We start from the raw sequence: 20,719 nt of genomic DNA on the forward strand, positions 1-20,719 counted from the left end.
CGCTGGCTTCTTGCTTTAAAACGCTACTTTTTTCTAACCATTTCTTGGTGGTTCAAACGCTGTTAGTTCTAATTCTGGGCCAGTGTATTTTTCAATACGAACCAGCGCCGAGTTCGCCGCACAGCCGTTTGCAAGTCGAGAGGTCGGAATATCCAACGTTAACACGTTACAACCGCCGTTCTTACAAATGCCGGTTTTCGGATCCAGATCCGGCCAGCCGCCTTCATGAATACACACTGAACCTTGCTTGATTCGGTCAGTCACTTCTGCACCAACCAATACTTGGCCACGGTTGTTAAACGCACGAACTAAATCGCCCGTTTTAATACCACGCGCTTTCGCATCTTCAGGGTGAATCCAAATAGGTTCACGGTTTGCAATTGCGTACTCTTCGCGAATCTTCGCGTAGTTAAACTGGCTGTGTAGACGATGCGCTGCGTGCGCGGTCATTAGCTGCAACTCGCCGTCTTTTGCATTGCCAGTGTACTCGGTTGGTGCCATCCACGTTGGGTGTGGAGGACAGTCTTCCAACTGATAACCTTCAATGGTTTTCGAGAAGATTTCGATCTTACCACTTGGTGTACCGAGTGGATTCATGATCGGGTCTTCACGGAAATCTGCGTAACGAACAAACTGTGCGTTCTTCTCGTTCCACTTCATCTCGATCAGTTGGTTATCTTCCCAGAACTTGCTGAAGTTCGGCATTGCTACGCGAGAGCCACGGCCACCTTGTTGCGCCGCCTTGTAGAAGCCGTACAGCCATTCCATTTCAGTTTTGCCTTCGGTGTATACGTCACGGCCACCCGGAGCTAGCATCTCGGCCATGTCCGCGAATACATCGAAGTCATTACGCGCTTCACCTTGCGGCTCAACCACTTGCTTCATTGGCACCAAGTGTTGGTTACTGTAGTCACCCGTCATCGTTAAGTCGTTACGCTCGAACGATGTGGTGATTGGCAGAACAATGTCCGCGTGCTTCGCAGCCGCCGTCCAGTAAGGCTCTGAAATCACGATCAGCTCAGGCTTTTGCCACGCTTTGATCAGACGGTTGGTGTCTTGGTGGTGAGTAAAGTTCGCACCACCTGCCCACCAAATCATCTTGATGTCCGGGAACGTCAGTTCATGACCGTTATGATGGTAGGATTGACCTGGGTTTTCCAACGCCTCGACAATACGCGCCACAGGGAAGCTTTGCACCGCGCCAGACACCGCCCAGTCGTTACCCGCAGAAGAGCCACCACCCAGTGATGCCGAAATCGCAGGAAGTACGCCAGCATCACGAGCAGGGTTACCACCGTTTGAGTAGTGATAAGAGAAACCAAAACCACCGCCCGGTAAACCGATTTGACCCAACATCGTTGCCAGTGTAACCAGCATCCAGTGACGCTGCTCACCGTATTGTTGGCGCTGCATGCCCCAACCCGCCATCAGCATGGTGCGGTTTTTACTGAAGATATCAGCCAGTAACTCAAGTTGCTTCGCAGGTACGCCACAGATTTTTGATGCCCATTCTGCTGATTTTTCTACGCCGTCTTCTTCGCCCATCAGGTACGCTTCAAACTTGTCGTAACCTGCGGTGTATTTATCGAGGAAGGCTTTATCGTGCTTACCTTGTTTCACTAAGGTGTGTGCGATACCCATCATCATTGCCACGTCGGTCATTGGGTGAGGAGCAATCCACTCCGCATTCTCACCAAAGAACTCGATGGTTTCAGAACGAATAGGGTCAATAGCGATAACCGTCTTGCCTGACTTTTTCAACTGATGGAAGAACTCAAGACCAGCACAGTCTGTTGAGCTCCACGCGATTTTTAGAGTGTTGATCGGGTTTAAGCCCCAAAGCACAACCACATCGCTGTACTCTAGTACCACTGGGTACGTGGTTTGCTGCTCGTATACTTCGATAGAGCCCACAACGTGCGGCATGATGACCTGCGCAGCACCCGTTGAGTAGTCACCCAAGTGGCCTGAATAGCCACCCGCCATGCTCATGTAACGTTGCAGCAAGGTTTGTGCTTTGTGCAGCACGCCACTTGAACGCCAGCCGTAAGAACCAGCAAACACAGAAGCCGGGCCATATTCTTTACGAATGCGCATGTGCTGCTCGTGTATCAGCTTGTAAGCTTCATCCCAAGACACCCGTACAAATTCATCGCTGCCACGAACTCCTTCGGGAGCTGATGGGTTTGCCAAGTAACCTTTGCGAACCATTGGGTACTTAACACGCGCTTTAGTGTGCACTTGGTCAGGACCGGTGCTTTGTAGGCTGTTTGGTACCGTTTGTGGCAATGCGTTCGTGGTTGAAACCAGCTTACCGTCTTGCACTTCACACAGCATTGGGCCCATGCGGCCCGCCGTTAGAATGCCTTTGCCGCGAGCATTAGAAGAAGCAACAGACATAGGTGCAAATGAAGTGAATGCCATTGCACCAGCCGCCATACCAGTGCCTTTTAGAAATCCGCGACGGGTCATATTAGTCATAATCTTATCCTTCTATTTATCGTTAGTGACCAACCACATCTTTCGCGTGGTGCTGGAAGAACTTGGTTAGAATTTCTAGGTTCTCGGCTGAAATATCAGTTCGATCACCCATACTTTTCGCTACCGGTCCCCATGCATTCACTGTGAAGTGATTTGAAGGAATTTTCGCGTGACAAGTTGCACAGTAAACGTTGTCCAACTCTTCTGCGTATGACCATACTGGTTCAAGCGTGTCAACAACTGGAGAATCAATAGCGCCAGTTAGAGAAACCGCGCGCCATTCGTTGCCGTAAACATCTGCCTCAAATTCACCAGTTTCAAGCGCTTGTTGGCCTTGCTCTGTTAGCGTTGCAACGATGGCACGTTGACCTTCTCCCATGTAAAGCACTTGCTCTGCGCCTTTCATTTGGAATGCGTTCAACTTAACAGTGCGGTTGTCGCCTTCAGAGCTGATTACTTCCAACTTCGTCGTTGGGTTAATTTTACCCATCTCACCCATTGCGATTTCAGTCACAGGGTAAACAACCTTGGCATTAGGTGATGTTTTTGTGGTGAAGCTCATCAACGTTTCAAATGCCTTGCTGTCTAGCTCTGCTTCTGGTGCAAAGTGCGCCACACCTTTATGACAATCGATACACGTTTGATCGTTTGCTTTCGCGTAAGCGTGCATCTTCGCCGCATCACGTGATTGCTCAAACTCTTCCATTGCATCGAAATCATGACACGAACGACACGTCGCTGAATCATTTTCACGGAACTGAGCCCATACCGTTTCAGCCATATCTTTACGATGTGCTTCATATTTCTCTGGCGTGTCGATCTTACCTGTCACAAATTCATGGTAGATGTCTTTCGACGCGCGAATTTTGGTGATCAGGTAATCCATTGGTTCTTGAGGAATATGACAGTCAGAACATTCCGCGCGAATGCCTTTCGCATTACTGAAGTGCACTGAGCCTTGGTACTCTTTGTAAGGGGTTTCCATAGAGTGGCACGAGAGACAAAATTCAGTATCTGAGGTGTAATGCATTACTGCCGCACTCCCCCCCAAAGTTAACCAGCCCACACCAATGCCGGCAGCAACCAGCAGTGCAACATATCGTTTTTTTATTGACATAATTAGCAACACTTCCAAATAAAATGTAATTATAGGTCGCAAATTACTACTTTATGGGTAGTCCTCTCTTGATCCACATCATTTCCGTGTTGCTCTGTATGCCTCAAGTATGAAATTTTGTTATTTGCATCTCAAAGATGAATATATGGCAATAATCCATTAACCAGCCAACTATTCACCACATAAATCACTTTTATGAATGCAACTATTTGATTAAACAGATAAGAGGATGAGAGACTGAATCTCCACATTGATGCAGTAAGGACACGCATGTCAGTTTACATCGAGACGCACAGAAGCCAATTAAGACCCATCAAAGCCAGTGACTGGGAACTCTTTCAACGATTACTTTCCGAACAAGAGGTTATTGCGCTCTGTTTCGATCGTCCCAGCGAAACAGAAATAAGAGAAAAATTTGCTTCGCGATTATTACCATGGACCCCAAATTGCCAGCATTGGCTTTGCCTTGTAATACTCGATAAGCAATCTGAACAACCCATCGGCATCACTGGCTTTGCTATTGAAAACGGTAAGGCAGAGGTAGGTTACTTACTTTTGCCGGAATTTCATGGCCAACAGTTTGGAACAGAAACTCTTCAAGCGCTTCTATACTGGGCAACCTCGACACATAACATCAACCACTTTTCCGCGACGGTCACTGAAGGCAATATTGCATCAGAGCGTGTCCTGATAAAATGTGGTTTCGAACTCATTGAGGTCATTCCAGACGCATACCAAATTGGTGGCAAACCCTACGCCGATAAAATCTACTCACTACATAAATAAGGACGTATTTTGAATAAAGTAGTCATCATTACCGGCGCAAGCCGAGGCATTGGAGCCGCAGCGGCAAAAAAGCTGGCCGAGCAAGGCTATCGCGTTTGCGTTAATTACCGCACTCAGCAAGAGGCCGCCGACCAAGTTGTGGCAGAAATACAAGCAAACGGTGGAAAAGCGATTGCCATCGCCGCAGACGTAGCCGATGAGAAGCAAGTGCTCTCCTTGTTTGATGAAACAGAACGTGAATTTGGTGCAGTGACGCACTTGGTCAACAACGTTGGCATCCTATTTACTCAATCGCCTTTGTCAGAAATCAGCTTGGAACGCTTTCAGAAAGTAATGAACACCAATGTGAATAGCTGTTTTCTCTGCTGTCGAGAAGCGGCGAGGCGATTCAGTGCAGGCGGTGCAATTGTGAATGTCTCCTCTGGAGCGTCGCGCTCAGGCGCGCCATTTGAGTATGTCGATTACGCCACATCAAAAGGCGCGATGGATACCTTAACTAAAGGGCTCTCGCTAGAGTTGGCAGAGCGCAATATTCGCGTCAATGGCGTTCGACCTGGTTTCATTTACACTGATATGCATGCCGACGGCGGAGAACCAAACCGAGTAGATAGACTCAGCCCTCAAATTCCTCTTAAACGCGGTGGCACGGTAGAAGAAGTGGCAAATGCGATCGCTTGGCTATTAAGTGACGAAGCCTCTTATGTCACAGGATCATTTATCGATATTGCAGGGGGCAGATAGAATGCAAGTCCATATCCGACAAGCGATTCCCGATGATTTAGACGGAATTTTTCAGCTTAATTTTCAAATTAATTCACTGCATTTTGCGAATGCGCCAGAAGCCTTTGTTGCGCCTTCAGAAGCTGACCGTGAATTTCTTGCACAAGCACTAGAGAACAAAGAGCGACTCTTTTTGATTGCCGAACGCGAACAGCAAATTCTCGGCTTCTTAACCGCGATGATCACCCAAAACGACACCATCAGTTTTCTGATCAAAGACCCAATTTGTCGCGTGGGAACAATTGTTGTCGATGAAGCGCAAAAGCAGCAAGGAATCGGCCGCCAACTGCTCCAAGCCTGTGAGCAATGGGCGCGCGATGCCAATGCCACACAAGTTCGATTGGAAGTGATGGAATTCAATCAGCCAGCACAGCGCTTTTACGATAATCAAGGTTTTAAAACTAACTCACGCATTATGCTGAAACATTTGTAACGATAACGACAATTAAGCGCTTTTCACGACTAAACCCACCTAAATCGCATTTATCGATGCAATTTACCCCCTGATTTTAGAAAAAGACGATATGATGTGCGGATAAGGAGATTCGAACATGATTTATCTTTTCGATTGGGGGAACACCTTGATGGTAGATTTCCCTCACGCACAAGGAAAAATGTGCGATTGGGAACACGTAGAAGCAGTTCCTCAAGCCAGAGAAACACTGGCAATACTTTCCCAAAATCATCCCATCTACATTGCGACCAGTGCATCTGATTCCAACATGGAAGAGATTCAGCGTGCATTTGTTCGCGTCGACTTAGACCAATACTTAAATGGCTATTTTTGTTTTGCCAACCTCGGTATCGCTAAAAACCAACCTGAGTTTTATCTCGCCATCGCAAAACAGTTAGGGGTTAACGTAAGTGGAATAACCATGGTTGGCGATTTACCTCACAAAGATATTTACCCTGCGATGAAAGCGGGCGTAAACACAATTTGGTTTAACCCAACGGGCGCTGATGCACCAGCCGAAGCCATTCCTAACCAAATTCGTTGTTTATCTGAGCTTATCCCCTAACCGTTACTAACCTGCACTAATCAAGGAAGATGAATGCAAATCAGATCCATCAAGGTGAGCGATATCGCGCGCTTCACCGCGCTGTGGAATCGAGTGTACTCCGAAGGGGAATTTTTGATTTCTCCGGCACCCGATAACGCAACGCTTCGCAGAATCCTGCAACGTGTGGAAAACGAGTCCATCCCTCAGTTTGTCGCGTTTGACCGCCAAAAACTTATCGGTAGTGTTGAAATCTACCCAGCTGAGATGTGCGGTTACGAAAGAGGGCAACGCCTTCGCGTCGGTATTCTTGGTATTCACATCGACAAAAACTACCGAGGCAAAGGATTGGGGCGGAAACTATTGGCAGTCGCGATCGCACGTGGTTGGGAATTTGGTTACGACCAAATCGCACTCTACGTATACACAACCAACACACCAGCGATTGCTTTGTATGAACGGTTTGGATTTGAACATCAGGGAGAACTTGGGGAAGTGACCTTGCCAAATGGTAAAGTCTTGATGAGTCAAAAAATGATATTGTATAAAGCGCAAAGCCGTTCGAAAAGCCCAGATTTGTAGAGTCACGATAACCGTTGTTCGCAACACTTATTCGGGGTTAACACCCTTGCGTCACATGCCCTCGAACAATTGAATCGTTAGAGGCTTGATTCACGTAGTAGAAATAGCATGCTTCTTCTGCCAGTGTGTAACCTTGCGGCCAAATGTACACCACGCGATCAACACCCGATTTATCTAAGAACTGATAATCAGGAATAGCGACAAAATGAGCACTGTTTGGGTGCTGCTGACCGATGATGCAAAAATCACTGCCTTTGCACGGCACGTCAATTTTCGAATAACCTCTGGCTGGTAGATCGATTTCTAACAAAGCTCGAATACTATCGGCACTCGCTTCTGGCATGCCTTTGCGTGTTTTGACATGTCGGTCAATGTAGTGAACGTGCTCTTGGCCGTAAGCGTTATCAATCACAGCTTGAGCATGAAAGAATTTGAGAGCCGTACCCAAAGAAGACTGAGAACTGTGCAGCATCGCAGCGTATGCTTGGCGATGAATATCGAGTAGTACTGGTAAAGCAGCTAATGCGATGAAAGCCAAAGTGGTAAGCACTATGGTGATTTCCATCAGCGTAAATCCCTTTGATTTCACGTTTCTTATCTCAACTAGCCCAAGACAATAGCCCCACATCCATGTGAGACCGAGCCAATATATCGCCAATTTTTTACGATTAAAGACCCAAAGGGTAAGAAGAGACAAACACCACGCAAACTTGAGAACAGCACCCAAAGAGCAGTGTAACAAAACGACGCTATGTGTCAGATATTAGACGACTTTTACTCTCTAGTTACTGAGTAAAGGCACATTATTTCGCACCAGACCACGACGAACATTCGTGCACATTTTGCCAAAACGACGAATCTCATCGAACTGCGGAACAATGCCGCGCTCCATGGCTGACTCCCAATAAGTGACTTCTGAATCGACCATTTCCAACAATTTCTTCGGACAGCCAATGCACTGCCCTTCTGGTCCACATACAAACGTTTCTGGTTCATAAATTGGTAGTTCCGCTTTTACTTGCTCGATGATGCTACGCATGGCGGTCATTCGATCTGGCTTTACCTTCATCATTCTGCTCCACGGATTAAGATGAAGCAGATTGTACCCACTGGTACGAAAATGTCCCTACCCAATTTAGGTATATTCTGTTTGAATCGATTTCTTTATCGTCAGATCCGGCTTTTTAACCACCAAATACACCGCCGTAGCTGCCAGTACGAAACCAAAAATCCCCATCCAATCAAATGACTCTCCAAACGCGAGCCAAGCCTGAATCGCCGTCGTTGGCGGCACCAGGTAGAATACAGAAGCTACGCTCGATGCAGCACCGTTCTTAACCATGTACAGCAGCAGTAGAATAGCTACACAAGAGAGCACGACGACCAACCACAACACAGTCAAAATAAACTCCAGTTCCCACTGCACTTGCATGGTTTCAAACTGCATCGCAACGGGCAGAAACATGATGAGCGCGGCCAAATATTGCACCGTCGCACCACCCACCATATCCACTTGTTGGCAATGTTTTTTCTGATAAAGCGTCCCTAGCGTGATACCAACCAAAGCCAATAAACACAAACCAATAGCCAGCACTTTATGCTGCTCGGATTGCCACTCCATTTTGCCCATCAACACCATAGCGATACCGACAAAACCAAGAGCCAAACCCAGCCATTGCGAGGGCTTAAACTCCTCACGAACAAACGCCACCAGCAAAGCCGCGGTTAAAATCGGTTGAATACCCACCAACAACGAACTCAACCCAGCAGGCATACCCAAGGCGATAGCGAAGTAAGTACCGCCCAGATAGAAACCGTGGATCAACGCACCAACCACACAGCTGTGCCAAAAATCTTTTCCTGTCGGCAACCTTCTACGCAATACCGCCACAAGAACCAAAAACAATAAGACATTGAATGCCATACGGATAGAAAGTAGTGTCGCTGGCTCGGCATATTGCAAACCAAAACGCGCACCAACGAATCCAGAAGCCCAAAGGATGACAAATACAAAAGGGATGGCTCGGATTAACATGATCGCCTCACTCACGCTTGTTTTATGTTTTGAGATACTGCTAATGTAATTAGGTACAGTGTTTTCAAAAAGTGACAGATGGAAGTGTTTTTATGGGTACAGATTTATTGAGAAGCAGTGAAGGGAATAAGTACCTCGTGGTGGAAAAACACCTCAAACAAGCCATTAATGATGGCGTTTATCAGGCGGATGATCGACTGCCCTCCATTCGCTCGTTGAGCCAAGAATTAAACGTCAGTAAAAATACCGTGATTCGTGCGTATCAAGAGCTGGAAGCACAAAACTTGGTTTACTCGGTTCCCAAATCGGGTTATCGAGTTAAAGTCGCCTTGCCGACCTCTCGCTCAATTCCGGATCCGACTCGCGTGGATTTGCTCTCGATCTGCAAAGAAATCCTTACTTATCCTGAATACCAAGAGCGTTTGCCTACCGGTTCTGCCCACCCAAACATTGACTCCCCCGCGATCAAAAGCTTGTACGCCGAGATCGGCCGCCACAGCCGCCAGCAAACGCATGTACCGAGCCATTACCAATTACCACCCGGTGATCACCTCTTAATCAAACAACTGGCGAAAATCACACAAGATTTGGGCACGCCAGCCAAGTTGGATGAGATCATGGTGACGCACGGCGCGCAACAAGCCATTAGCCTAGCGCTGCGCGCAACGACACAAAAAGGCGATATCGTCGCGGTGGAGTCCCCTTGCTATTTTGGCAACTTATTGATGCTAGAATCACTCGGCCTCAAAGTGGTGGAAATTCCGAGTTGCCCACGCGACGGTATGTGCCCCGAAGCCTTAGCAAAAGCAATGGCGACATGGGACATAAAAGCGATCATCGTAACGCCAAACTTCACCAATCCAACTGGTGCCATGATGCCGCTAGAAAAGCGCCAGCGATTGCTCTTGGCATCTGGCAATATTCCTATTATCGAAGACGATGTGTTTGGCGGGTTAAGCTATGACAAGCCGTTACCAAGCTTGAGATTGCTCGATGACAAGCAACGCGTAATTTACGTGAATTCGTTATCCAAAACGCTCGATTCGCGTTTGAGAATTGGTTGGATGTTGGCGGGGCGATATCGAGATCAGATTGAGCAATATCTACTGTGTGAGAACATGGGCAGTTTGAACCTGATGCAATCCGCCGTGGCAACGTTTCTAACGTCAGGCAAGTATCGAACGCATACTGCGCGAATGGGTCGGGTTTATCAAAACAACATGCGCCGATTTATCCAGATGCTTCATCAATACTTGGATGAATACGAACCTCTAAAAAATCGATACCAGATCAACGCCGTGCAAGGTTCGTTCTTGCTTTGGTTGCGACTGCCCGAAGACACGGACAGCTATGCGTTGTATCAAGCATGCAATAAGCACAGAATCAGCCTACTTCCCGGCACCGTATTTGGCACTCAAGGGCAATATCGGCATTGCGTACGCCTCAGCGTGGCAAACTTTGGTCATGAAACCGATTGGAGTCACGCGATGCAAACACTGGCAAAATTGATAGCAAAGCATGCCTGTTAACTCGCTCTTACTAAATGAACTTATGCCGACACACGCAAACAGGTAACAACAAAAAACTCCACGCAAAGGTGGAGTTTTTCATATCGTCATCGCTTTCAGTGCGACTTAATTTGCCACATTCTCGCGACGTTTTCGGCTAAATTAGCAACGTTGACGTCGGCCTCTTTCATGGCCTCAGGTAAGCTCATCGCCCTTGGTACACAAGCAAACACCGCATCAATACCGCACTCATAAACCGCCTGATAGTTGTCGCCCACACAGCCTGCTAATGCAATGACTGGTAAATTACACTGCTTGGCCACCTGAGCAACGCCCATCGGCGTTTTGCCATGTGCGGTTTGATGATCGATTCGACCCTCGCCTGTAAATACGATATCCGCATCCTCAACATGCTGAGCAAGTTTGACCGTTTCAAGCACAATCTCAATTCCTGGTTGCAAACGTGCTGGCGTGTACCCGAGCAAGGCCGCGCCCATACCACCAGCAGCACCCGCCCCTTCACGAGTCAGTACATGCTTACCCGTCGCTTGTTCCGTCAACTCGCCAAACTTGCGCAATGCGTTATCGAGCTGAGTGACGTCTGATACGGTCGCTCCCTTTTGAGGGCCAAAGATAGCCGACGCGCCTTTGTCACCACAGAGTGGGTTATCAACATCGCACGCTACCAACACTTCGCAAGTTGCTAAACGAGGGTCAAGACCAGAAATATCGATGGACGCAAGCGCCGCTAACCCGCCTCCATTTGGGGTAATTGCATGACCAGAGTCATCAAGAAACGCCACCCCCAACGCGGTCAACATGCCCACGCCACCATCATTGGTAGCGCTGCCGCCCAAACCAATGATTAAACGTTGAATGCCTCTGTCTAGCGCGTGTTTGATCAGCTGTCCGGTACCAATGCTACTGGTCAGTTTTGGGTCGCGAGCGTCACTCGGCACAAGGTGTAGCCCACTGGCCTCCGCCATTTCAATAACCGCAGTTTCGCCGTCGCCGAGGATGCCATAAAACGCTTCAACATCATTCCCTAATGGCGCAGTCACTGTTGTGAAGACTTGTTCGCCTTGAGTTGCATCTATCAAAGATTGAACCGTGCCTTCGCCACCGTCTGCGACCGGAACCGTAACAAACTCAGCATCATGCCATACGCGAGCAAGACCCGTTTTGATCGCCTCGCTCACTTGTTTGGCGGTTAAGCTTTCTTTAAATGAATCAGGTGCAATTACCACTTTCATACGTATTTCCAGAGACTTATAAGAGAACGAGGCTCAAAATGTACACCAATGCCATTGCCGTGACACCTTGAACGAGCGTAGCCATGGTTTGCGCGCGGTACGCTAAGCCCACCGACATGCGGCTAAACTGCGAAACTACCCAGAAGAAACTGTCGTTTGCATGAGAAACCGTCATCGCACCAGCACCGATCGCCATCACCGTTAATACGCGGCCCATTTCTGAATCGAGCCCCAATTGCGTAAGCATAGGCGCAACCAAAGCCGATGTGGTCACCAATGCAACCGTTGATGAACCTTGCGCCGACTTTAGCGCAGCCGCAACGATAAATGGCATGAAAATACCCACGCCCAGCGCCGATAGCGTCGTACCTAAGTATTCACCTAGCGGCGTGGCTTTTAATACCGCGCCAAATGCGCCACCAGCACCGGTAATCAAAAGAATAGGCGCAGCAGCCGTAATACCTTGGCTGATTCGCTCGCCAAATTCTTCAATCTTGTTGTCTGACTTGAGTAGGCGAACAGAAAGGAACAGGCCAATCACCAATGCCGTTAGTGGCTGTCCTAAGAAAGTCAGAACATCAAACACAAAACCTTCGCCCAGCGGTAGGCTTGGGAATTTCGCGATAGAGCCAAAACAGATCAATAAGATTGGAACAAAAATAGGAGCGAATGCTTGGCTCGCCGTTGGCAATTTGCCGTAAGACGCTTTGAGTGCTTGCCAGTCTTGCTGAATTTCTTCTGCGGCTTCAATGCCATCTGGTTCAACATGTTGGAATCGGTTCGCCCACAACATCCCCGCTAACGCCGCAACCGCTGCAACAAACACACCCACACCAATCACTAAACCAAGGTTAGATTCCAGGCCTAAGTTACCCGCAGCGGCAATCGGTCCAGGAGTTGGCGGCACAAACGTGTGCGTTGCGTATAGGCCAGTTGCCAACGCCACACTCATCGCAACGCTTGAAGTTTTTAAACGCTTCGCGAGTGATTCTTTGAGCGAGTTCAGAATGACAAAGCCTGAATCACAAAATACCGGAACAGAAACGATGTAACCGATGATACTCATGGTCAATGTTGGGAAACGCTCACCCAACACTTTGATGACCGTATCGGCCATAGTGATCGCTGCACCACTTTTTTCCAAAATAACACCGATGATGGTACCTAAAACGATAACCAAACCAATGTAACCAAGGATGCCGCCAAAGCCAGAAGCAATGGTTTTGGCAATGCTATCTGCCGGTAAGCCGTAAGCAAATGCCGCAAGGAACGCCGCGATGATCAGCGCTAAAAAGGGATGTAATTTGAATTTGGTGGTCGTGAGCACAATAAATGCGATCACCCCGAGCAGGATTAATATAAGGTTCATGATAACTCCATTTATTCTTATTTTGCTGAACGAGTCCGTGTTGGCTCACTCAACATGTAGGGACGCATGAATTATTAATCGTTTGCTTTCGAATTCCTTTAGGCGGAGTGACAAATGATGTGGTCAAAAAATGACGCGTATTGTGCAAATGCACAATATCACGCCATTTTTGAGAGCCGAGTCGCAATATAAAGCTCCGCTAACCCCACAAAATTGGTAGTTGGTAGCCCTGTTATCTCGGTGATTTTCTCTAACCGATAGCGCAGAGTGTTCCGGTGAATAAACAGCATTTTAGAGCATTCTGTTACATTGCCATTGCATTCAAACAACGCATCTAGGGTTTTCAGTAATTGCCCAGATTTGTCTTTCTCTTTCAACCGTTTCACGCCATCAATAATTTGTTCACCTTGCCAAATATCCGCCAACGGCGCTAACAAAACAGGCAAACGAAGTTCATCGAACAGGTACTTACGTTTCTCTGGGTAGAACTGCTTGCCAATGGCTAATACCTGCTTCGCGCTTTGGTATGACAACGCGACATCTTTAGGCTCATTAAACAGCTGCCCTAGCGCAATGTGAAACGTATGCGAATCGTGATCGCTTAAACGCGACATCAACTTATCAATGCGCTCACTTTCAACTTGGCTATCCCACTGCTTGGCGGAATGACACGGTTTCAACACCACAATTTCATTCACTGAGACAATCGCAACTAGGTTGTTACGCTCTGGGTATTCAAGCAGCTCAACAATATTGCGCACACTCTTCATGCTTTTCGAGGCGGACGGCGTCGAGACTTCAATCACCGTTGCCACCCGTGGTTGAGTAACATCGATAGAAAGACGCATCGCCCAATCTTTCAGCTCTTCATCGGTCAATTTCCCATTGATCCAAGCCAGAATAAACTCTTCGCGATGACGTCTGTCCCACTGAAATTTTTCCACCAGCGCGGCTTGCTCGATTGTCAGTTCAGCGGTCATTTTAACCAGTTTTGCAAAATCTCGGATTTTCTCCGGCTCGCCTGTGACGCCAACAATACCGACCACGTCACCATGTAATTTCAACAACATATTGATACCGGGTTTGACACCCTGCAACGTCAAACATTGCTGCTCATTAAGCTCTAGCGAATCGCCATGATTCAGCGCCAGTACCGCGCCATCATGCACTTGCCCAACACGTTTATGGTCGCCACTGCCAATGATGATGCCTGCCGAGTTCATCACATTCACATTGTGACCAATGATGGACATGGTTCGATCAACAATTTGTTGTGCTAAAGCGTGGTCGAGAATCACCATTTCGAGTTTCCAAATTGACCGTTTAATCACTCAATAAATCACAAATGGCAAACTATCGCGATGCTGCGGTTCTAAATAACGGAAGCAGCTCAAAGCATTATCCAATTACCCATATTTAAAAAGTGGATTAAACCTTCATTTTTAGCAGAGGGTTATATACTTAGAACAAAGGTTACCAATGCATTCTTCACTGTGCATTGATGCCACTCGTCTACCTACAGAGGAGAGATCAACATGGAGTTACGGAATAAATCGGGGGAAGTTGCAAATATTGCTGATAACCTCACTTTGAAGGAAATCACAGAAATGGGCTACACCGTAGATTTATGCGATGAAGCATTTGCCCCTGGAGAGCATTGGAAAGCGGAAGGTAAAACGCAAGGTATGGGCGAGTATCCAGAGGAGTAAACGTCCTGACTAACCAGCGTACAAAAGCGTTCCACAAACAGAAAAGCCGAGCGACTTAACGCTCGGTTTTTTACTTCTGAACTTCTTGAATAAACAAGCTCATCTCTTCAAGATAGTTGTCGTTTGAGCATCCCCAGTCGGTGACCTCAATCAACTCAGTAACTAACTGTCCAGACTCATCATCTTGCACTCTCTGCACAAACGCTTCAAAACGTTCCAGTTGCGCCTGACTCTTAACGCCATGCACGGCATATTCTACAAGCAAGCCGTTGTACGTCTGCCAGCGCTGGTCGCCCGCAACATCATTGCTTAAAATCACAGAACACTTTTGTTGAATGCTTTCAACCGCATCATTTCTTGGTGGCGCGACTGTGGAACATCCAACTAAAATCGTACCTACCGCCAATAACGTAACTTTTGTCTTATTTATCATATCGTTTCCAACTGTATCGCCACGATATGGAAATCTTATTACACCTGATAAGGATCATCGATAGCGCACCGCAGATTAATTACTTAATAAACTGTAAACTCCATACCAGTCTTAACACTGCAAGCTCATAACTCCTATTAACTCACCCAAATGTAAACAAATAGTAAAATCACCTTTACGCGATGCAAAATCGACAAATGAGATTAGCGTTCCTTTCTCGCGACCAAGCGTGCAATAATCAACTGTCTACATAACGAAACCATTTGAAGGATCAAAATGACCGCAACGGATTACCTCAACGACCTCAATCAACGTTACCTTGCGATTCACCGCACCAAAGAAGATTTCTTTTGGGAAACTTACATGGGGATCAGCGATGACCATGATGGCTCGACGCAAGCACAAACGGCATGGACAAGCTTTTTAAGCAACGCCGAGCAAATTACTGCCATCAAACAACAGCTTGAAGCCGCGGACTCAATTACCGACCCACAAGAGAAACAACAAACCATTACGGGTCTATCTGGTTGGCTGGCGATGTTTGAATCTCACGCTATCGAGGGCGAAAAAGCACAAGCGTTGAAAAATCAGCTCATTGCCTTTGAAGCTGAGCTCTTCGAGAAAAAACAGAACCACGTACAAACATTTACCGATGAGAACGGCGAGCAAGTAGAAGGTTCACTACCCGTATTAAGCTCAACCATTCGCACCAGCAATCATGAAGAAGTTCGCCAATCGGCTCATCAAGCGTTGCTGAACCTTGAACAATGGCTACTGCAAAACGGCTTTATAGAGCTGATCAAACTGCGCAACCAGTTCGCTCGCTCACTCGGTTATGCGACTTTCTTTGATTACTCCGTGCAAAAAACGGAAAAGATGAGCTCTGAACAGCTATTCGAGATTTTGGAAGATTTCGAACAACGCACGCGAGATGCGCATCTAAACAGCTTAGAAAACTTGGCGAAAGAGAAAGGCGCAAGCGCACTAGCAGGCTACAACTTTGTTTACTCATTCGCGGGTGACGTTATGCGTGACCTTGACCCATACGTGCCGTTCTCAAAATCTCTGAGACGCTGGGTAGAATCATTTGGTCGCCTAAATATTGATTACTCTGGTGCGACGCTAACGCTGGATTTACTAGATCGCAAAGGTAAGTACCCGAATGGGTTCTGCCACGGCCCTATTCCTTCTTTCTATAATCAAGGCGAGTGGGTCGCAGCGCAGGTGAACTTCACCAGTAATGCCAAACCAGACCAAGTGGGCAGCGGCTACGATGGCATTAACACGCTGTTCCACGAAGGCGGCCACGCAGCACACTTTGCGAACGTAAAAATGAACGCGCCTTGTTTCTCGCAGGAGTTTGCGCCGACGTCAATGGCTTATGCAGAAACTCAGTCGATGTTCTGTGATAGCCTGTTAACCGATGCCGATTGGCTAAAACAGTACGCACTGGATGATGAAGGGAATTCTGTGCCTGATGAGATTATTCAAGCAATGATCAACAGCCGTCAGCCATTCAAAGCTTATGAAGAACGTAGCATCTTGGTTGTGCCATATTTTGAGCGCGCGTTGTATCAATTGAGCGATGACGAGTTAACGCCAGAGCGCATCACTAAGCTCGCTCGCGATTGTGAAAAACAGATCCTTGGTTTGGAATGCAGCCCTCGCCCACTGATGGCGATTCCACATTTGCTATCCGACGAAGCGGCTTGTGCGTATCAAGGTTATCTACTCGCGCACATGGCGGTGTATCAGACCCGTGCATACTTCCTTGAGAAGTTTGGTTACCTGACGGATAACCCAGAAATTGGCCCACTGCTGGCAAAACACTACTGGCACGCAGGCAATCACTTGTCGCACAACGAAACCATTGTCAGCCTGACTGGCGAAGGCTTCAATGCCAAATACCTTGCAGACGTGTGTAACCTGTCGCCAGAACAGGCATGGGAAGTGCAGCAGAAGAAAATCGACTCACTTGCGACGCGAGAGCGAGCATCAGTCGCTTCACTGAACGCCGCGATTAAAGTCGTCGACGGCAGTAAAGAGCTGGCAAGCAACGCCATCTCTGACGAACAAATGTGTGACGATTTTGAACGTTACATCGTAGAGGCTTACGGTCGATAACACGCAGAAAGCCAGGAGCTCGCCTTCTGGCTTTTTATTCTTTAGCTAATGCAATAAGAAGGAAGATCCATGTACCAAGAAGTCATCAAATTTTGGTTCGAGGAGCTATCGCCCCAAAATTGGTTTGAAAACAACCCAGAACTGGACAAGTGTATTGCATCGCGATTTGCCTCGGTATTAGAACAAGCCGCTCGTTGTGAACTGTTTAATTGGCGTAACAGCGCACAAGGACGATTGGCCGAAATCATCGTCCTCGACCAGTTTTCACGTAATGTGTATCGCAACACCCCAAAAGCGTTTGCACAAGACCCACTCGCATTAGCATTGGCTCAAGAGGCAATTCGGTTAGGTTACGACAAAGAATTAGCGCCTGAGCAGCTAAGCTTTTTGTACATGCCGTTTATGCACAGCGAATCTCGCCTCATTCATGTCCAAGCTGAAAAATTGTTTCGCGCATCAGGGCTTGAAAATAACTACGATTTTGAGCTAAAACACAAAGCCATCATCGACCAGTTTGGGCGCTATCCTCATCGCAATGCGATATTGGGAAGAAAGAGCACTCCCGAAGAGTTAGCGTTTTTGCAACAACCTGGGTCAAGTTTCTAAATAACAATGAATAATGAGTTAACCATGAGAGACCACGCAGTATGTTGGCCATGCTTGCTAAAACTAGACGGCGACGATGAGCTGATCTATACGCATTCCCAGTCCGACTTAGACTCTGAATGCGAAGCCCTCATTTTTGGGCAAGATGATTACGTTATTGACTCAAATGGCAACACGTTCGAATTGAAAAACAATGGTTCGAACACCACTCTTTTACACCCAAAAGAACGAACGCTGTCCGTAGAAGAGGTTACGTCATTAATCCAATCGCATGAATTCAGCCTCGCGCAACGGTGCATTATCAAGATTCATTTCACCTCGGTGAGGCAAGCTGTTGAGGCCTTAGCTCACTAACTCAATCCCAACACGCATAGCATTAAATAAAATTATCATTTTTATAATTTATGATAATTTCATGTAATCAACATCACGCCATATACTCTCCCACATCGAAACAAGACAACGTTCAAACACACATGTTGGGAGCAAACAAATGAAAATGAATCATGTCGGTATTATGGTCGGAGATATGGACAAAGCGGTTGAGTTTTACACGCAAGCGCTAGGTCTAAAAGTCGTTATGGGCAACACGAAAGTGATTGAAGAACGCGAAACGGCAATTGGCAGAATGTGTATTGCGGTCTTTGGGGAAGGCTTTAAAGGCTTCAACATTGCGCACCTTGTGACAAGTGATGGCATCGGCCTTGAGTTATTCGAAATGAAAGAGCGTCAAGAGCGCCATGAAGTGGATTTTTCTCGCATCGGTATCTTCCATTTCTGTTTGCAGACAGACGATTTTGAAGGTGCTATCAAACGCACCGAAGCACTAGGTGGCAAAGTTCGCATGGACATCATGCGTTACCACCCAGAAGACGATAATAAGCCTGCGAAAATGGTTTACCTAGAAGACCCATTCGGCAACCTATTCGAGCTTTACTCACACACTTACGAAGAAACTTACGCTTCTGATTACGAGTAATAGCCCCATCCATATTCCAAAAGGCTAGCAATACGCTAGCCTTTTTTTGTTTGCTTTGAGTTGCAGTGTTTCTGCACTCGCTCTAGCAAAAAAACATCTGGAATTTGATCATTTCTCTCACCACTTTTAAGGTCACTTTATACTTACCTCAACACAATGCAAAAAGGAGTGAAGTATGCCCACCAAAAATCCAATCGCCATCAAAGCGCTTGATCATGTTGTTTTAAGGACCTGTAACCTCGATGCTATGTTGCATTTCTATCGAGACATTTTGGGCTGCCCTGTCGAACGCGAAGTAACGGAACTTGGTTTAACTCAACTTAGGGCAGGTAACGCATTGATTGATGTGGTGACGGTAGACAGCGAATTAGGCCAACTCGGCGGTAAGCCACCAGTTCAAAATGGTCGTAATATTGACCATTTTTGCCTGCAATTGGCGCCTTTTTCCGAGGATGAATTACTGGAATATCTGCGTTCGAACGGCATTGAAACCGAAGAGTTTGCGAAACGCTACGGAGCACAAGGATTCGGTCGCTCACTCTATATTCATGATCCGGAAGGAAATGTCGTCGAGTTAAAACCTCAAGTGATTGATGAGTAAGCGAGTAAAAACCTTGTTATATTCTGAAAATAACAAGGTTAACTTCTAAAATAATTATTGAAGTAAGAACATATTATTAAGTCAAAATTCTAGCTGGCTCACCTGTTTCTTTTTCTCGCCACCATTGTTTATTTATCTGTTTTTTATGAACGTAAAAACTCTCCCCCGGCATTGGCGTCAGCAGCGTTATATGTTCTTTTTGACAATGGGCAAGCAAATCTAAAATCGGTTCGTCCCAGCGGTGAGTAAACAGCTCGTATGTAGCCCAATGTACTGGCAGCAGTTTTTTCGCATTTAAATCGCGAAACGCTTGCACGGTATGATGAGCCTGCATGTGCCCCCAGTTTTCGACCGGATAACCTTGGCCTTTCACATCGGCAGCTACTTCCAAACAGGCAATGTCGATTGGTCCACATCGCTGTGCGATCTCGGAAAAGTGCGAATCGTAAGCTGAATCGCCACTAAAATAGAGCGTCTCTTCTTTGCCTTTGATGACCCAAGAAGCCCACAGGGTCGCGTTTTTATCGAAATAAGTACGACCCGAATTATGGTTAGCAGGCGTACAAATCAGTTCGATTCCAGCATAGTGCACGCTATCCCACCAATCGAATTCCACGATGTTGTCTGCGTAAACGCCCCACTTTATCAGATGCTTGCCAACCCCTAAGGGTACATAAAACGTCACGGGTTTATCGGCGTAAAAACGTATGGTCGATGCTTCTAAATGGTCGTAATGATCGTGCGAAATCACAATAATTTCAGGAATCGGCAAACGATCTCTGGCATGGGTATTGGGAATATTGCGTTCAAACCACGCTTTTGCGATGAACGGAGAAGCGTAATCAAATAACGGATCGGTCAGAATTCGAATGCCATCGACCTCCACCAGCATGGTGGAATGGCCCAGCCAAGTAACGCGCATCGATTCACTTCGCTGCGCAAACTGCGTGGGTTGAATTGGGGAATGTGGCAGATGTTCGTTAGGACTCAACGGCGTTCTACCACCAAGATAACTCCAACACACCTGCCAGAATGATTGCGGACTAGGGACATTTGGCATCTCGTTTTTAACGCGGCCGTTTTCAAATTGAGGCGAGTGGTGAACACGGTGCGCCAACTGCGCATGGTAGGTTTGAGGCGGAATCAGTGAACTTGGCTTTTGTGTCTTTTGTTCACTCGTTAGGTATGTGCGCTTAAGTATCGTCTCAGACATATTGTAGTTTTGTCTCACTTGCGAACGCTCAACAGTAGGTTTATTAAAACGTGCGTGTATGTCTATTTCGTGACCAAAATGAGGTGTAAGATGAAGATTCAGTTTCAATCAAACGTCTTCTATTTAAGGATACGGTTCTCAAACC

Annotated in this window: 22 protein-coding genes; 12 read left to right on the top strand and 10 right to left on the bottom strand. The window is 47.0% G+C overall.

Features of this window, described 5'->3' with window-relative positions:
* Nucleotides 1-33: 33 nt before the first annotated feature.
* Complete coding sequence (locus tag R8N46_RS00070; RefSeq protein ID WP_213972072.1) at nucleotides 34-2,481, bottom strand: trimethylamine-N-oxide reductase 2; 2,448 nt, start codon at nucleotides 2,479-2,481, stop codon at nucleotides 34-36.
* 22 nt (nucleotides 2,482-2,503) lie between these two features.
* On the bottom strand, nucleotides 2,504-3,598 hold the full coding sequence (locus tag R8N46_RS00075) for a NapC/NirT family cytochrome c (protein WP_005374302.1): 1,095 nt from the start codon (nucleotides 3,596-3,598) through the stop codon (nucleotides 2,504-2,506).
* A 270-nt stretch (nucleotides 3,599-3,868) separates the two neighbouring features.
* Here R8N46_RS00075 and R8N46_RS00080 point away from each other — a divergent pair, with 270 nt between their 5' ends.
* The 5 genes from R8N46_RS00080 (at nucleotide 3,869) to R8N46_RS00100 (ending at nucleotide 6,744) form a co-directional block, all read left to right on the top strand.
* A complete protein-coding gene (locus tag R8N46_RS00080) occupies nucleotides 3,869-4,384 on the top strand; it encodes a GNAT family N-acetyltransferase (RefSeq protein WP_005374306.1) in 516 nt (171 codons plus the stop codon).
* Nucleotides 4,385-4,393: 9 nt separating this feature from the next.
* Nucleotides 4,394-5,125, top strand: a complete 732-nt coding sequence (locus tag R8N46_RS00085; RefSeq protein ID WP_017821007.1) for a glucose 1-dehydrogenase — start codon at nucleotides 4,394-4,396, stop codon at nucleotides 5,123-5,125.
* A gap of 1 nt (nucleotide 5,126) precedes the next feature.
* Nucleotides 5,127-5,597: a GNAT family N-acetyltransferase gene (locus tag R8N46_RS00090; RefSeq protein ID WP_047102512.1), complete on the top strand. Its 471-nt coding sequence runs from the start codon at nucleotides 5,127-5,129 to the stop codon at nucleotides 5,595-5,597.
* Between the two features lie 118 nt (nucleotides 5,598-5,715).
* Nucleotides 5,716-6,183, top strand: coding sequence for an HAD family hydrolase (locus R8N46_RS00095; RefSeq protein WP_047102511.1), 468 nt, complete (start codon nucleotides 5,716-5,718; stop codon nucleotides 6,181-6,183).
* 33 nt (nucleotides 6,184-6,216) lie between these two features.
* On the top strand, nucleotides 6,217-6,744 hold the full coding sequence (locus tag R8N46_RS00100; RefSeq protein ID WP_047102510.1) for a GNAT family N-acetyltransferase: 528 nt from the start codon (nucleotides 6,217-6,219) through the stop codon (nucleotides 6,742-6,744).
* 37 nt (nucleotides 6,745-6,781) lie between these two features.
* Here R8N46_RS00100 and R8N46_RS00105 read toward each other — a convergent pair whose 3' ends face one another.
* The 3 genes from R8N46_RS00105 to R8N46_RS00115 form a co-directional block, all read right to left on the bottom strand.
* Nucleotides 6,782-7,372: a type II secretion system protein gene (locus tag R8N46_RS00105; protein WP_254901939.1), complete on the bottom strand. Its 591-nt coding sequence runs from the start codon at nucleotides 7,370-7,372 to the stop codon at nucleotides 6,782-6,784.
* A gap of 153 nt (nucleotides 7,373-7,525) precedes the next feature.
* A complete protein-coding gene (locus R8N46_RS00110) occupies nucleotides 7,526-7,813 on the bottom strand; it encodes a hypothetical protein (RefSeq protein WP_005374318.1) in 288 nt (95 codons plus the stop codon).
* A 66-nt stretch (nucleotides 7,814-7,879) separates the two neighbouring features.
* The gene (locus R8N46_RS00115) at nucleotides 7,880-8,779 is read right to left on the bottom strand and encodes a DMT family transporter (protein WP_170897421.1); all 900 of its coding nucleotides are present in this window, start codon (nucleotides 8,777-8,779) and stop codon (nucleotides 7,880-7,882) included.
* Nucleotides 8,780-8,871: 92 nt separating this feature from the next.
* Between R8N46_RS00115 and R8N46_RS00120 the strand changes: the two genes are divergently transcribed.
* Entirely contained in the window at nucleotides 8,872-10,308 is a 1,437-nt protein-coding gene (locus R8N46_RS00120) for a PLP-dependent aminotransferase family protein (protein WP_213972073.1), read from the top strand.
* A 95-nt stretch (nucleotides 10,309-10,403) separates the two neighbouring features.
* Here the strand turns inward: R8N46_RS00120 and R8N46_RS00125 are convergent, their stop codons facing one another.
* The 3 genes from R8N46_RS00125 to R8N46_RS00135 all read right to left on the bottom strand — a co-directional run bounded on the left by R8N46_RS00125 (nucleotide 10,404) and on the right by R8N46_RS00135 (nucleotide 14,210).
* Nucleotides 10,404-11,540: a glycerate kinase gene (locus R8N46_RS00125; RefSeq protein ID WP_017634361.1), complete on the bottom strand. Its 1,137-nt coding sequence runs from the start codon at nucleotides 11,538-11,540 to the stop codon at nucleotides 10,404-10,406.
* 16 nt (nucleotides 11,541-11,556) lie between these two features.
* A complete protein-coding gene (locus R8N46_RS00130) occupies nucleotides 11,557-12,909 on the bottom strand; it encodes a GntP family permease (protein WP_017634362.1) in 1,353 nt (450 codons plus the stop codon).
* 158 nt (nucleotides 12,910-13,067) lie between these two features.
* A complete protein-coding gene (locus tag R8N46_RS00135) occupies nucleotides 13,068-14,210 on the bottom strand; it encodes a sugar diacid recognition domain-containing protein (protein WP_017634363.1) in 1,143 nt (380 codons plus the stop codon).
* Between the two features lie 234 nt (nucleotides 14,211-14,444).
* Between R8N46_RS00135 and R8N46_RS00140 the strand changes: the two genes are divergently transcribed.
* Nucleotides 14,445-14,618, top strand: a complete 174-nt coding sequence (locus R8N46_RS00140; protein ID WP_005374332.1) for a hypothetical protein — start codon at nucleotides 14,445-14,447, stop codon at nucleotides 14,616-14,618.
* Between the two features lie 70 nt (nucleotides 14,619-14,688).
* On the opposite strand, the gene R8N46_RS00145 is transcribed toward R8N46_RS00140, so the two are convergent.
* Nucleotides 14,689-15,051 (bottom strand): hypothetical protein, encoded by a 363-nt coding sequence (locus R8N46_RS00145; RefSeq protein ID WP_318098234.1) that lies wholly within the window; start codon nucleotides 15,049-15,051, stop codon nucleotides 14,689-14,691.
* Nucleotides 15,052-15,327: 276 nt separating this feature from the next.
* Here R8N46_RS00145 and R8N46_RS00150 point away from each other — a divergent pair, with 276 nt between their 5' ends.
* The 5 genes from R8N46_RS00150 to R8N46_RS00170 all read left to right on the top strand — a co-directional run bounded on the left by R8N46_RS00150 (nucleotide 15,328) and on the right by R8N46_RS00170 (nucleotide 19,361).
* The gene (locus tag R8N46_RS00150) at nucleotides 15,328-17,175 is read left to right on the top strand and encodes a M3 family metallopeptidase (RefSeq protein ID WP_017821015.1); all 1,848 of its coding nucleotides are present in this window, start codon (nucleotides 15,328-15,330) and stop codon (nucleotides 17,173-17,175) included.
* Between the two features lie 69 nt (nucleotides 17,176-17,244).
* The gene (locus R8N46_RS00155) at nucleotides 17,245-17,781 is read left to right on the top strand and encodes a DUF924 family protein (protein ID WP_017821016.1); all 537 of its coding nucleotides are present in this window, start codon (nucleotides 17,245-17,247) and stop codon (nucleotides 17,779-17,781) included.
* A 24-nt stretch (nucleotides 17,782-17,805) separates the two neighbouring features.
* Nucleotides 17,806-18,135: a DUF4144 domain-containing protein gene (locus R8N46_RS00160; RefSeq protein WP_033907198.1), complete on the top strand. Its 330-nt coding sequence runs from the start codon at nucleotides 17,806-17,808 to the stop codon at nucleotides 18,133-18,135.
* A 139-nt stretch (nucleotides 18,136-18,274) separates the two neighbouring features.
* Nucleotides 18,275-18,760, top strand: a complete 486-nt coding sequence (locus tag R8N46_RS00165) for a VOC family protein (protein WP_005374344.1) — start codon at nucleotides 18,275-18,277, stop codon at nucleotides 18,758-18,760.
* Between the two features lie 175 nt (nucleotides 18,761-18,935).
* Entirely contained in the window at nucleotides 18,936-19,361 is a 426-nt protein-coding gene (locus R8N46_RS00170; RefSeq protein WP_017821017.1) for a VOC family protein, read from the top strand.
* Nucleotides 19,362-19,437: 76 nt separating this feature from the next.
* Here the strand turns inward: R8N46_RS00170 and R8N46_RS00175 are convergent, their stop codons facing one another.
* Nucleotides 19,438-20,574, bottom strand: a complete 1,137-nt coding sequence (locus R8N46_RS00175) for an MBL fold metallo-hydrolase (RefSeq protein WP_054575252.1) — start codon at nucleotides 20,572-20,574, stop codon at nucleotides 19,438-19,440.
* Between the last annotated feature and the right edge of the window lie 145 nt (nucleotides 20,575-20,719).

The organism is Vibrio sp. 1874 (genome assembly GCF_033344395.1).
In the GTDB taxonomy this organism is placed as follows: Bacteria; Pseudomonadota; Gammaproteobacteria; order Enterobacterales; family Vibrionaceae; genus Vibrio; species Vibrio alginolyticus.